General features: G+C 31.9%; 12 protein-coding genes. 7 read left to right on the forward strand and 5 right to left on the reverse strand.

What is annotated here, in order from left to right:
- Positions 1-642 carry a hypothetical protein gene (locus tag ACP3TL_RS00485; RefSeq protein ID WP_069832964.1) on the reverse strand — a complete coding sequence of 214 codons (642 nt, stop codon included), beginning with the start codon at positions 640-642 and terminating at the stop codon, positions 1-3.
- 279 nt (positions 643-921) lie between these two features.
- On the opposite strand from ACP3TL_RS00485, the gene ACP3TL_RS00490 reads away from it, so the two are divergent.
- Positions 922-1,821: an alpha/beta hydrolase fold domain-containing protein gene (locus tag ACP3TL_RS00490; protein ID WP_069817582.1), complete on the forward strand. Its 900-nt coding sequence runs from the start codon at positions 922-924 to the stop codon at positions 1,819-1,821.
- A 196-nt stretch (positions 1,822-2,017) separates the two neighbouring features.
- Here ACP3TL_RS00490 and ACP3TL_RS00495 read toward each other — a convergent pair whose 3' ends face one another.
- Together ACP3TL_RS00495 and ACP3TL_RS00500 are read right to left on the reverse strand one after the other, a co-directional pair.
- Positions 2,018-2,419, reverse strand: coding sequence for a hypothetical protein (locus tag ACP3TL_RS00495; RefSeq protein ID WP_069832965.1), 402 nt, complete (start codon positions 2,417-2,419; stop codon positions 2,018-2,020).
- 14 nt (positions 2,420-2,433) lie between these two features.
- Entirely contained in the window at positions 2,434-2,901 is a 468-nt protein-coding gene (locus tag ACP3TL_RS00500; RefSeq protein ID WP_069832966.1) for a thioesterase family protein, read from the reverse strand.
- 151 nt (positions 2,902-3,052) lie between these two features.
- Between ACP3TL_RS00500 and corA the strand changes: the two genes are divergently transcribed.
- Both corA and fni read left to right on the forward strand, forming a co-directional pair.
- The gene (gene corA / locus ACP3TL_RS00505) at positions 3,053-4,000 is read left to right on the forward strand and encodes a magnesium/cobalt transporter CorA (RefSeq protein WP_277575621.1); all 948 of its coding nucleotides are present in this window, start codon (positions 3,053-3,055) and stop codon (positions 3,998-4,000) included.
- Positions 4,001-4,074: 74 nt separating this feature from the next.
- On the forward strand, positions 4,075-5,118 hold the full coding sequence (gene fni, locus ACP3TL_RS00510) for a type 2 isopentenyl-diphosphate Delta-isomerase (protein ID WP_069832968.1): 1,044 nt from the start codon (positions 4,075-4,077) through the stop codon (positions 5,116-5,118).
- A gap of 98 nt (positions 5,119-5,216) precedes the next feature.
- Here the strand turns inward: fni and gltS are convergent, their stop codons facing one another.
- A complete protein-coding gene (gltS, locus tag ACP3TL_RS00515; RefSeq protein ID WP_069832969.1) occupies positions 5,217-6,425 on the reverse strand; it encodes a sodium/glutamate symporter in 1,209 nt (402 codons plus the stop codon).
- Between the two features lie 404 nt (positions 6,426-6,829).
- Between gltS and ACP3TL_RS00520 the strand changes: the two genes are divergently transcribed.
- A complete protein-coding gene (locus ACP3TL_RS00520) occupies positions 6,830-8,161 on the forward strand; it encodes a Na+/H+ antiporter NhaC family protein (RefSeq protein ID WP_285336829.1) in 1,332 nt (443 codons plus the stop codon).
- A 326-nt stretch (positions 8,162-8,487) separates the two neighbouring features.
- Here ACP3TL_RS00520 and ACP3TL_RS00525 read toward each other — a convergent pair whose 3' ends face one another.
- Positions 8,488-9,099, reverse strand: a complete 612-nt coding sequence (locus ACP3TL_RS00525; RefSeq protein WP_069832970.1) for a DNA-3-methyladenine glycosylase — start codon at positions 9,097-9,099, stop codon at positions 8,488-8,490.
- A gap of 202 nt (positions 9,100-9,301) precedes the next feature.
- Here ACP3TL_RS00525 and ACP3TL_RS00530 point away from each other — a divergent pair, with 202 nt between their 5' ends.
- From ACP3TL_RS00530 to ACP3TL_RS00540, 3 genes are all read left to right on the forward strand, one after another.
- On the forward strand, positions 9,302-9,946 hold the full coding sequence (locus ACP3TL_RS00530; RefSeq protein WP_069832971.1) for a DUF805 domain-containing protein: 645 nt from the start codon (positions 9,302-9,304) through the stop codon (positions 9,944-9,946).
- Between the two features lie 188 nt (positions 9,947-10,134).
- Positions 10,135-11,034 carry an ABC transporter ATP-binding protein gene (locus tag ACP3TL_RS00535; protein ID WP_069817591.1) on the forward strand — a complete coding sequence of 300 codons (900 nt, stop codon included), beginning with the start codon at positions 10,135-10,137 and terminating at the stop codon, positions 11,032-11,034.
- Entirely contained in the window at positions 11,027-12,265 is a 1,239-nt protein-coding gene (locus ACP3TL_RS00540; protein WP_069832972.1) for an ABC transporter permease, read from the forward strand. The genes ACP3TL_RS00535 and ACP3TL_RS00540 overlap by 8 nt, the downstream gene beginning before the upstream one ends.
- The last annotated feature ends 448 nt before the right edge of the window (positions 12,266-12,713 follow it).

A 12,713-nucleotide genomic window follows, 5' to 3' on the forward strand; every position in this document is an offset into this window, starting at 1 on the left:
TTAAGCACGTATACGAGGTTTACGATTTCTAAAAAGCATACTAATGATAATCAATGCAATACTACAACCTAAAAGAATGAGCGCATTATGAATTGCGTCGGCTTCTGTCAAAATATCAATAGGCCTAACGGAAACGTAATATTGATTCATTGAATCGGCAATACGTTTAGCAATATTTTTAATTAAGTAAGAAAAACCAAATGTAATAACTAACATAATAGCAATAATAAACATATTGACAACTTTTAATGCAGTTCTATTAAAAATAATCGTAAAAATAGTTAAAACTAAACTAAAGATACAAGCAATAAAAAATACATAAAACACTAATATTAAACGATCGATACTTGTTTGTAAGTTGTCAATGTTTTCAACATTGATATTTAAGTTAGAGAAGCTATTGATCGTTTCCTGAAAGTTTGTAAGTTGATGGAAATCAACTGTTTCTTTGACAAATACTAGGTTGAAAATAGGTTCCTTAAACATACTATAGCCTGTAATAGCTACTAATATTAATACGATAAGTTGGATAAGTATGTTCACCCAAGAAAGTTTCTTTTTACCGTAGCGAGATCCTCTTTGCATAGGCTCGCTCGTTAATGTGTGCTCAAAATCGGCAAACTGTTTGTTTTTTTCGGCCATAAGGTGCTCCTTTCGCTAAACTATTATTAGCATCTGCTTATTTTATGACTTTTGTTTTGTTATAATGCTTAATAACTGATACATTTTAATTATCGATAGAATGTATTTAATATTCAATAGCATTTAAAATAGGGGTTTTTTATGTTACTTACATTATATTATATCTTCTTTTTTATGTCATTGTATTAATTTTACCATAACATTAATTTTTAAATACTAAATTATATTAAAAAATTCTGATAAAATGCACATTAAATATAGAGATTGGGTTGATTATGAATGAAATCAAGACTGACAACAAAATTTATCAACAAGTATTTATTACCACATAGATCAATTTTATTTGAAGGTGAGCAAGATTTTGAACGATTTTTAGATACAAGGTTAAAAATGAATGAAAAAAAGCATAAACAACCAGAAACATTAAATGTAAAATCTGATTTGGATAAGCAAACTATAGGGAACATGCAACTTTTCAGATTTTGTTTTAGGCATAGTCGCAAGAAAAAAATACTATATATACATGGTGGCTACAATGTATTGCAACCGTCAGCATTTCATTGGAGATTAATGGATAAGCTCGCATTAAGTACATTACATGAAATTGTTATGCCAATTTATCCTAAAGCACCTGAGTACTATATTGATGACACATATAGTGCTATTTTTGAAGTGTATAATCAATTATTATCCGAAGTGAGTAGTGATGAAATTGTCATTATGGGTGATGGGACTGGTGGTGCATTAGCATTAGGCTTTATGCAACAATTACAAGATAAGCAACAACCCTTACCAAATAAACTTTATTTACTGTCTCCACTTCTAGATGCGGATCTACAAAACGAAGCGATTACAGAAGAGTTAGAAAAGAAAGATGTCATTCTAAATAAATATGGTATTCAAAAAATTATGCGTCATTGGTCAAAAGGTTTTTCACTAGATGAACCTAAAGTTTCACCTATTAATGGGAATTTAAGTCATTTACCACCGATATTTATGTTTGGTGGTACGCGTGAAATTTATCAACCAGATATGAAAAAATTGGTTGATATTTTAGAAGAGCGTCAACAACCCATACATTATTATGAATATAAAAATATGGTTCATGCATTCGAACTTTTGCCTATTAGAGAGTCTCATAAAGTGGTTAAACAAATCGTTAATACAATTGATGTATAATGTACGATAAAGTTAGTTATTTTAAATGAAAATCCAACTTACAAAGGCAAAAGATATAGAATAAAATAAAATGAGGCTGGGACATAAATACTTGTCTCAGCCTCAATCATTTTCTGGTCAACTTTGACGAGATGATTCATACAACGAAATCTTTTTAGAAACATTAGATTTCTGTCCCACTACCGTTTCATTACGTTTAAGTATTTATAAGTGTGTTAATTGTATCAATAACTAATTTTTGACCCATTAGATTATAGTGAGTGGCTAAAAATAATTCAAATTCATCTTGAGGTTCAATCATTGAACTAAAGTTAGAAGCAGATGTTTCAAATTCTTCAGAAGTAATAAGCGTGTAATTATTATAATGTTCAATGAATGTACGGTCGTCTGTATATGTTTTTAAAAGCGTATGAATGGCATCGATTGCCTTCTTTTGACCTTGGAGATAACTTATATCTAAACCTCGCTTAATGAGTTTACTATCAGGGCCATTAATAACGAGACTTTTATTTTGGTTAAGTTCACTAAGTTCAAATTTAGTATTATCGAATAAATCATAAAGTTGTAATTGTATGATTTCTCTTATATTTTGTGTCATAAATATACAGCTCCTTATTGTGGAATGTTGATACGATGACCTAATTGTTTAGGCCAATCGATGCGTCCTTGATTATCATAATAACTTACAATTTGATCTAAATAATGTTGAGGGAATGGGGCTGGTTTTTTAGTCTCTCTGCTAATACCTAACATCATAGCTTCATTTGTAGCTACAGTTGTCCCGTCTTGTTGTTTCATTATAGAGAAGAAATGTACTCTTTTAACATCATAATTATATATATATACACTGATGTAGAATTGGTCATTTTCAATTAATTCCGATAAATAAGCAGTCTGTTCCTCGACAGTGAACATTGTATAATTTAATGCTTTACGTTCTTGAAGTGATAAACCATGCTGATAATTAAATTGGTTAATTGCATCACTAAAAACCATATTATAGTTCGCATCATGTACGTGTCCGTTATGGTCAATCATTTCTTTAGCAACAGTTTGAACTACTGTAAAAGGCTTTTTCATGTAAACAGCTCCTTGGTTGTTAAAAACAAAAGTAATAGTTAAATTTTAACATGTAAATGTATTTTCTAAAGAGAAATAACTAAAACTTACCAAACCATACATACGGTCTATTTCATGGTAAAATAGAAGAAATGATTTTAGGAGGGAAATTATGAGTGTGACAATAAAATATCAGACTTCCAAAGAAACTTTAACCCAAGTTAATCACTTTAAAGAAATTCCTGAATCAGCTACTTTTATCTGGTGTGATTTTAATGATCCATCTGATGAAGAAAACGAGATGTTACAATCCTACTTTAATTTTAATCAGCTTGAAATTGATGATACGGTAAATGGGACTCCAAGAGCTAAATATAAAACCTATGATACTTATCAATACATAGTGTTTCATAGTGTGGACTCGCAATATAAAGGAGATAAAGTACTGAATTTGTTCATTAAAGACAACATGTTAATTACATATCATCATAAGCCTTTTGATGTGTTACAAGAGGTGGAACAGTATATCTCAAGTCATTATGAATCGGATTTAGACGCTTCAGATGCGATACTTTATATTTTAGACGAAGTTGTAGATACTTATTTTGAATTAATTTATGATATCGAAAATAAAGTCTATGAGTTAGAAGATAGAGAAACACATGGTAGCTCAACTAAAGAAATAATGGATGATGTATTTAAAATACGTTCAAAAATCATAAAATTAAAGCGTATTATATATCCAATGAGAGAATTAGTAGAGAATATGAAAGAAAGCAGTCAATTACTTGTAGATGACAAAAATCATATGTATATTCAACATATAGACGATCATATGATTAAACAAGAAAATATAATGAACTTATCACAAGAAATGACAGAAGAAATCAGGGATAATTATTCGTCATATTCATACTATAAGATGAATAGCATTATGCAAATACTTACTTTAGTATCTGTTGTATTCCTCCCTCTAACATTAATTACAGGTATATATGGAATGAATTTTTCAAATATGCCAGAGCTTAAATGGGATTACGGTTATTACATTGTGCTTGCAATCATGTTAGCGATTAGTATAGGGAGTATTTTTTATTTTAAAAAAGAAAAATGGTTTTAATTTTATAATTGAAAATATAGGTAATGTTTTAAATAATAGAGTGAACATAATAAGGATTGAAAGTAGGGCAAAAGATGAGTGATAATAAAAGAGAACAAAGAAAGAATGAGCACGTAGAAATTGCAATGGCACAACAAGATGCTACAATTTCAGATTTTGATGAAATAAGGTTTGTCCATCATTCAATTCCGAATATTGATGTGGATGATGTTAATATACAAAGTGAATTAAAGGACTTTACACTTAAGAAACCATTATATATTAATGCAATGACAGGCGGCAGTGAATGGACGAAAGAGATCAATGAGAAGCTGGCAATCATTGCACGTGAAACTGGGATGGCAATGGCTGTGGGATCTACACATGCTGCTTTGCGTAATAGTAAAATGATTTCATCATTTAGTGTAGTAAGAGAAACAAATCCTGATGGTATTATATTCAGTAATGTTGGTGCAGATGTGCCTGTAGATAAAGCAGTTGAATCAGTGAAATTACTTGATGCACAAGCGCTACAAGTTCACGTGAATGCGCCCCAAGAACTTGTCATGCCAGAAGGGAATAGAACCTTCTCTACATGGATGGAAAACCTTGCGCAAATTGTAGCACATGTGGATGTACCAGTAATTGTTAAAGAAGTTGGCTTTGGTATGAGCAAAGAAACCATTAAACAATTGCATGAGATTGGAATCCGATACGTTGATGTAAGTGGACGCGGCGGTACAAACTTTGTAGATATTGAAAATGAAAGACGTACGTATAAAGATATGGATTATCTTGGTTTATGGGGTCAAACGACTGTTGAATCATTATTAGAAAGTACTGCACACCAGCAAGATATGGATATATTAGCAAGTGGCGGTGTGAGAACACCACTAGATGCAGTGAAATGCCTTGCATTAGGTGCGAGTGCTGTTGGTATGTCACGACCATTTTTAAACCAAGTCGAGAACCATGGCATTACAGAGACAATTAATTATACTGAACAATTCACAGAGCATATGAAGAAAATTATGACCATGCTTGATACGCCAACAATTAAAGATTTAAAACAATCACAAATGATCTTTAGTCCTAAGCTAGAATCATGGATAGAGCAAAGAGGATTAGATATTAGGTAATAAAAAAGGATGGCTGAGACATAAATACTTGTCTCGGCCATCCTTTTATTCAACTGAGCATGTTTATATCTCAGTTTGATTCAAATGTCATTTTTACCTTAACCAAAAATGTTAATGAATGCTGTAACGATTGGTACACCAAGTAAATCTATTAAGAACGCACCGACAATCGGAACGACAAGATAAGCTTTAGGTGATGCACCGTATTTTTTAGTAATAACATCTAAGTTAGCCATTGCGTTAGGAGTAGCACCTAGACCGTGTCCGATGAAACCACCAATCATAACTGCGGCATCATAATTTTTACCAAGTCCTCGGAAAACGACGAAGACTGAGAATAATACGATGAATACAACTTGTACTAATACAATAACAATCAGTGGAATCGCTAATTGATAAATTTCAGTAAGTTGAATACTCATTAAGGCAATAGATAAGAATAAGCTAAGAGAAACATCACTGATACTATCGATAATCTTCATATCAATCAGATTTAAATTATTATATTCTGATATATTACGTATAATAACTGCGATAAACATAGCACCTACATAAACAGGAATATTAATACCTGTTAAGTCTGAGAACGTATTACCTAAATAAGAACCAATGGCCATACAGATGGCTACAATTGAAAATTGTAATAGGAAAATTGTTGTCGGTGTCATGCGGTTTCTTAAATATGAGTTTGATTTTACATTACTATAATCTTTTGTTGTTTCTTCTGCATGTTCTGGTTTTAAATTATATTTATTTATTAAATATTTAACGACTGGTCCACCAATTAAACCACCAGCAACAAGTCCTAATGTTGCGGCTGCTAAAGCGGCTGTTAATGCGGAATCAATACCCATGTTTTGCACGGTTTGACCATATGCTGCAGCATTACCATGTCCACCTTCCATTGACATTGAACCAGCTGTTAGTCCAAGCAATGGCGGAATATTTAAAACTTTTGCGATAGATACACCGATGATATTTTGGAATACGGCAAGAAAGCCACAAAAGATAAAATATAATATTAATACTTTTCCGCCTAAGCGTAGTAGTTTTAATGATGCTCCTAGTCCAATTGTTGTAAAGAAAGCAAGCATAAAGAAATTCTGAATAAAATCAGAATCTAATTTTATTGTTATAATGTTCGTTGATTGTAAGACAGCAACAAGTATCGCGAATAACAAACCACCAATTACTGGTGCTGGGATACATAATCGCCTTAAAATTGATATGTGATTCACAACATATATACCTAAAAGGTATAAAACACTCGCAAGTGCTAAAGTAGTAATAGCATCTAGCTCTAGCATTTTCATTCCCCCTCATTTTACAAATAAATCTCTCCTATAATGTGATATGTAAACAATTTTTGCACTTAAACAAGAAAGTGCTTACAAAAGCCCATTATATTTATTATACATTCTCGAATATGATAATGCTAGAAAAAAATTAAATGCTTAGAAATATATAGTTTTTTGTGTAATTTAACACCTTGTTTTATAATAGAAGTTAATTTATATAGTATTAAAGGTAATAGCAATGCTTCAAAATTGATTCATAATATAATAGAGGTAGTATTAAAATGAGCTATATCAATGTGATGGAACGAAAATAAATAACTGAATAAAAGAAATGAAGTTTTATGCAATGACATTCAATAGGTTTTGATATACTATATATCATATGTAAATACTAGGTTATAAGGAGTAAGTATATGGATGAATCATTAAGAAGTGAAAAACAATATGGTGCGTTAGCGTTATTGCCGTTATTAATATTTTTAATTTTATATATCGGTGTGGGGATTACATTTACGATTATGGGCAAAGAGGATGCTTTTGATCAACTGCCACGACATGTCGCTATTTTTATAGGTATTGTCATAGCATGGACTTGTTATGATAGAAAAACGAAATTTACGAAAAAAGTTCAGATTTTCACTGAACACGCAGGGAACTCAGGCATTGTAAATCTTGGATTAATCTTGTTACTTGCAGGTGCTTTTTCAACGGTTACGTCTGAAATGGGTGGTAAAGAAGCTATGGTCAACATGGGTCTATCCGTGATTCCGCCAAGTTTACTTATCCCAGGAATATTTATAATGAGTGGGTTTGCTGCCTTAACGTTAGGGACTTCAACAGGAGCACAAGCAGCATTTATTCCTGTAGGTGTAGCCGTGGCACAAGCAGCGGACTTAAGCGTAGCAGCAGCGGGTGCAGCTGTTATTGCAGGTGCTTACTTTGGTGATAATTTATCTATTATTTCTGATACAACGATTGCTGCAACGAACGGCGTAGGCGCAAAGATGAAAGATAAATTTAAAATGAATGTGCTCATCGCTTTGCCGGCAGCATTAATTACGGCGATTATATACGCCATTGTAGGTGGTACAGGTAAAGTAGAAGGCGACTTAAGCTTTAATTTTATAAATATTTTATCTTATATATTTGTATTAATTGCAGCTATTGCAGGTTTAGACGTCATTCTTGTGCTTATTCTTGGTATTGGGATGGCTGGATTACTAGGTTTGGTTCAAGGTCAAATGGGTATCTTCCAATTTACGAAATCGATTGGTGATGGTATGGAAAGTATGTTCAACATTTTCCTTGTAGCATTCTTAGTATCTGGCCTTGTAGCATTGATTCGATACTATGGTGGTGTAGATTGGATCATTCAAGCTATGAAGCGAAAAGCTACAGGGCGTAAAAGTGCTGAATATGTCATCAGTATGATGTCAGGTGTCCTATCTGCTGCACTTTCACATAATACGTTAGCGATTATTATTTCGGCACCAATTGCAAAAGAGATTGGTGATGAATATAAAGTGCCACCTAAACGGATGGCCAGCTTACTAGATATATTTGCTTGTAGTGCTTTAATGGTCCTCCCTCATGACAGCGGGATGTTAATGGTAGAGCAATATGGCGATGTCTCTTATTTAGAAGTATTAAAATATTCTTTCTATCCAGTTATATTGGTTATTTGTACAATTATTACAATTCAATTTGGTTTATTAGATGGAAATAAAAAGTTAAAAAATAAATAGTTGATGAAAAACTTATGCTTGATATAGAAAAAAGAGCTTCCATTTTTGGAAGCTCTCAGAGTGTCGACAAAGTCTCTGACTTTGTTGGCACTTTTTTGTGCACGCTTTCCGCGGGCACAGCCTCAGCCTGTAGTCTTCGGCTAGTGCTTTTCCCGCAGGAGTCGGCCCAAGTTACTGCCATTTTTCAAACAAAAATAATATAATATGTTTAAATTAAACAGTGGCGGGGTCTGTAATGTTGAATAAATCAATCGATAAAAGAAATAGAAACGAACGTAGCGGAGCTTCCATTTTTGGAAGCTCCTTTTCTATATGATTATAATTAGTTATTTGCGCCAAGTATGTTCTGAATCAATCATATCTGATTTGCGCATCTTAGAGACATAGGGATTGCCTTTTACAGTAAAGCGTAGTGGTTTAAATGTCCAGTCGCCTTTATTTGGAATTCCAATACGTCCGCTTTCTTCAATAGCACATGGATATTTACGATTTTTAGTGTCGATTAATAGACGACTTTCATTTAAACGAGAACCATCTAAATGTCGAGGAATATTAAAAGCTTTGGTCCACTTTCCAGGTCCATTGGTTAATTCAAATCCACTTTTCCCTCTATTTAATTTCATGGTTTCGATACCTTCTTCAGGTTCGACAGCTCTAATTAATACACCTTCAGGGACGCCTTCATCTTTTGTGACAAAATTTATTAAAAGGTGATTGTGCATCACGTGTGCATATATCGTCCCGCCTCGTTTATATAAAGATTCTACTTTGGGCGTTCTTTTTCCATTAAAACCATGAGCGGCACGGTCTTCTTTGCCAACATAGGCCTCTGTTTCTACAATATATCCAGTGAATGTTTCTAGTTCATCTTGAAAAATCACTTTGATACCTAATAAATCTTTAGCAATAGTTATTGTATCTCGACGTAAAAAATCCATGAGTTGTTCCTCCGGTTTCTAGTTTTTTAAAAAATAAATATTTTTAAATGTTTTTTAGAATCAGTAAAATTGTATTACTACTTACAAAATAGTTTGTTACACTAAACTAAATAAGATATTTAAAGAATTTACATATAATGTACCAAAATTTAATGTGAATTAAAAATTATCTTTAACAAATGAATATGAAAGGGGGAGTATGATGGAGCGAAAAGTTAGTTTTCTTCAAGCGCTCAAATTGTTCTGGACAAACTATGTTAATTTTAAAGGGCGCTCACGTCGAAGCGAATATTGGTATATGACATTATGGCATATGATTTTTATGATACCAGGGCTAATATTACTTATTATAGGTTTTATCATGCTTGTTTCAGGTCTTTCATCTTATTCTGGTGAAATCACTGTAATTGGAGGCATTTTAATATTCATATCTTTTATATATCTAGTTATATATGGATTAGCTACACTGATTCCTTGCTGGGCATTATTGGTTAGAAGATTTCATGATACTGGTAGGCAAATGTTGATTCCAGTGATTTATTTTGCCGTATTAATTGTTACTAATATTATGATTACATTAATAAATGCGATGGATCCTGAATATGCTAATATTGCTAGTATCATTACGCTGATGTTGATATATATCATTTATGGGATATTAGGAATATATTGTTTAGTGATTTGTTGTTTGGATAGTGAGAGAAAAACAAATAAATATGGGACGAGCCATAAATATGGTAATCACATTCGCTCGAATGCTCATATGTATGAGGATACTTTTAACCCAAAAGAAAATGAGCAACTTGGACAAACTCATAATCAAAAACAAGAGGAATTAAAATACTGAAATTAAAACGCTGTTACCAACTTAGTTTAAGTGGAAACAGCGTTAATTTTTTCTTGTGCGATATCACTTGCACAAGAAGTAAAAAAGTAGAATCATGTCAAGCAAAGTTGAATTTAAAATGTAACTTTGCTTGATCTAATGGTATTATCAAAGTATATTATTTTTAAAAAGAGAGGGGTCGGGGCACAATGTCACTAAACATTGAACATGTAACCAAGAAATATAAAGATTTTACAGCGGTTAATGATATTTCATTATCTTTAGAACAAGGTAAAATGTTAGGTTTTCTAGGCAGAAATGGTGCAGGAAAAACGACAACCTTCAGAATGATTTTAGGACTAACGCCAATCACTGAAGGTAAAATTGCATATAATGACAAACCCATAGACAAGACTTCATACAACCACATTGGCTATTTACCAGAAGAGAGAGGATTACATCCTAAAATGAAAGTAGAAGATGAATTACGTTATTTAGCTACTTTAAAAGGAATGAAGTCCAAAGAAATTACGGAAGCTATAGATTATTGGTTAGATAGGTTTGGTATTAACGAAAATAGAGAAAAGAAAATTGAAGCATTATCCAAAGGGAATCAACAAAAAATCCAACTTTTAGCAAGTATGTTACATAAACCAGAATTATTAATTTTGGATGAACCATTCAGTGGCTTAGATCCAGTCAATGTAGAGTTATTAAAATCAGCTGTTAAAGATTTAAATGATGCTGGTACTACTATTATATATAGCTCTCATAGAATGGAACATGTAGAAGAATTATGTGACAATGTCTGTATTCTAAATCGTGGAGAGCTTGTTGTTTCAGGTCCAATTGATGAAGTGAAAGCAAATCATGGTAAGAAAAGCGTCGTCATAGAAACAGAACATGAAATGCCAGAAATAGATAGCATTGACGGTGTATTACAAGTAGATAGAAGTAAAAGAGAAATCAAAGCAATGATTGAGACAGAAGCGGTTGCTGAAAAAATTTATGAAGTTGTAACACAGTATGGTTTCGTCAAACGGTTCCAAGTTGTAGAACCATCACTAAATGAAATCTTTATAGCAAAAGTAGGTGACGTCAATGGATAAATTCTTTGCGACTTTTTCCTTAACTTATAAAAGTAAAGTCAAAACAAAGTCATTTGTTATTTTTACAGCTATTGTGATTCTTTTAATGGTTGGAGCGGCGAATATTAATAAAATTATTGATTTATTTGATGATGGACCTGATAAAGTAGGGGTTGTCTCATCGAATAATGAAATTTATAAAGTCATTAAATCACAAGGTGATCAACTTGATGAAGGCGCAGACTTTAAGCAATTATCAGAAAAACAAGCAAAGTCACAGGTTAAAAACGAAAAATTAGATAAAGCTTACGTTATTAAACTGAGTGAAAATAAAAAACTTTCAGGTAAAATATTGAGTAAAGATACTGTTTCAGAACAAGATAAGCAAAAATTAAAAGCGACATTATCAACTATACAAACACAATTTGTTGCAGCGAATTTAAACTTATCACAAGATGAATTAAAGCAGTTACAGTCTCAAAGTGAAGTAACTTCAGAAGTGCTTGCAGATAATGCTAACAATTCAAATTTAAGTGAAGCTCAAAAAGGCTTTAATACAATGATTGTATATGCAGGCGTGATGCTTATATTCTTTATCGTTTTCAATTATGCGAGCCAAGTTGCTATGGAAATCGCAACTGAGAAAACATCACGAGTTATCGAAATGATTATTACGAGTGTGTCACCAGTGACGCATATTCTTGCGAAGATGGCAGGTGTGGTTTCAGTAGCATTAACCCAAATCAGTATATTTATTGTGGCTGGCATTATATGTTTCTTATTGTTTGATATTGGAGATATGTTAAAAGGGTTTAATATTGAACCAAACGAATTAACCGTGCAATTAATCGTCGTAGGTATCATATCAATGATTATTGGTATACTTTCATATATTATTTTAGCATCGATTTTAGGATCTATTACTGCTCGTATAGAAGATATTAATCAATCATTAATGCCAATGACATTAATTAGTATGATTGCATTTTATATTTCCTTATTTAGTATCATGAACACAGATACATTATTGGTGAAAATTACCAGCTTCATACCATTACTTTCACCATTTGTGATGTTTGTTCGTGCATCCACGCCAGATGTTGCTATATGGGAAATTGTATTAAGTATGATTATCTCTATTATCACTATTTTTATACTATTATGGGTTGCAGTGCGTAGTTATAAAGATACGATTTTGAGTTTTGATAAAGGCTTTATGAGTTCGGTAAAACGTATATTTAACAAAAAATAATAATTTAAAATGAGCGATTAAAATAAACTGCCATCAACATGTAATATGTGGAGGTAGTTTATTTTTTATGATTGATACGTTTATTGTGTATAAAAAACGTATCTTTTTAGAGTGAATAGAAAGTTGTTTATATAAAATTACTATGTACTTATATAAATTAAGTAGTAGAATAAAGAGGAATTCAACAAAGTTATAATATTGTAAAATGAAAATTTGGCTATTATTTGTATAATAATAGAAAAAGTATAACAATTTTTATGATTGTTTGTTAAAATTGACGATTAGTATAGATAAACATTTGACTAAATTGTTACAATATAAGAGAGTAATAGAAGAATTAGGGAGTATTAAATATTACACAAGATTTGTGTTATTCCATCACAGTGACTTTGCAAGTTAACTTATGCTAGAGGGAAGCATAGTTAATCACATTGATGTTGTTACATTT

Source organism: Staphylococcus caseorum (genome assembly GCF_049943195.1).
Lineage (GTDB): Bacteria > Bacillota > Bacilli > Staphylococcales > Staphylococcaceae > Staphylococcus > Staphylococcus equorum_A.

Bases quoted from the DNA above. Each gene is read 5' to 3' on its own strand.
- ACP3TL_RS00485 (WP_069832964.1), bottom strand. From the start codon at position 642: ATGGCCGAAAAAAACAAACAGTTTGCCGATTTTGAGCACACATTAACG.
- ACP3TL_RS00490 (WP_069817582.1), top strand. From the start codon at position 922: ATGAAATCAAGACTGACAACAAAATTTATCAACAAGTATTTATTACCA.
- ACP3TL_RS00495 (WP_069832965.1), bottom strand. From the start codon at position 2,419: ATGACACAAAATATAAGAGAAATCATACAATTACAACTTTATGATTTA.
- ACP3TL_RS00500 (WP_069832966.1), bottom strand. From the start codon at position 2,901: ATGAAAAAGCCTTTTACAGTAGTTCAAACTGTTGCTAAAGAAATGATT.
- corA (WP_277575621.1), top strand. From the start codon at position 3,053: ATGAGTGTGACAATAAAATATCAGACTTCCAAAGAAACTTTAACCCAA.
- fni (WP_069832968.1), top strand. From the start codon at position 4,075: ATGAGTGATAATAAAAGAGAACAAAGAAAGAATGAGCACGTAGAAATT.
- gltS (WP_069832969.1), bottom strand. From the start codon at position 6,425: ATGCTAGAGCTAGATGCTATTACTACTTTAGCACTTGCGAGTGTTTTA.
- ACP3TL_RS00520 (WP_285336829.1), top strand. From the start codon at position 6,830: ATGGATGAATCATTAAGAAGTGAAAAACAATATGGTGCGTTAGCGTTA.
- ACP3TL_RS00525 (WP_069832970.1), bottom strand. From the start codon at position 9,099: ATGGATTTTTTACGTCGAGATACAATAACTATTGCTAAAGATTTATTA.
- ACP3TL_RS00530 (WP_069832971.1), top strand. From the start codon at position 9,302: ATGGAGCGAAAAGTTAGTTTTCTTCAAGCGCTCAAATTGTTCTGGACA.
- ACP3TL_RS00535 (WP_069817591.1), top strand. From the start codon at position 10,135: ATGTCACTAAACATTGAACATGTAACCAAGAAATATAAAGATTTTACA.
- ACP3TL_RS00540 (WP_069832972.1), top strand. From the start codon at position 11,027: ATGGATAAATTCTTTGCGACTTTTTCCTTAACTTATAAAAGTAAAGTC.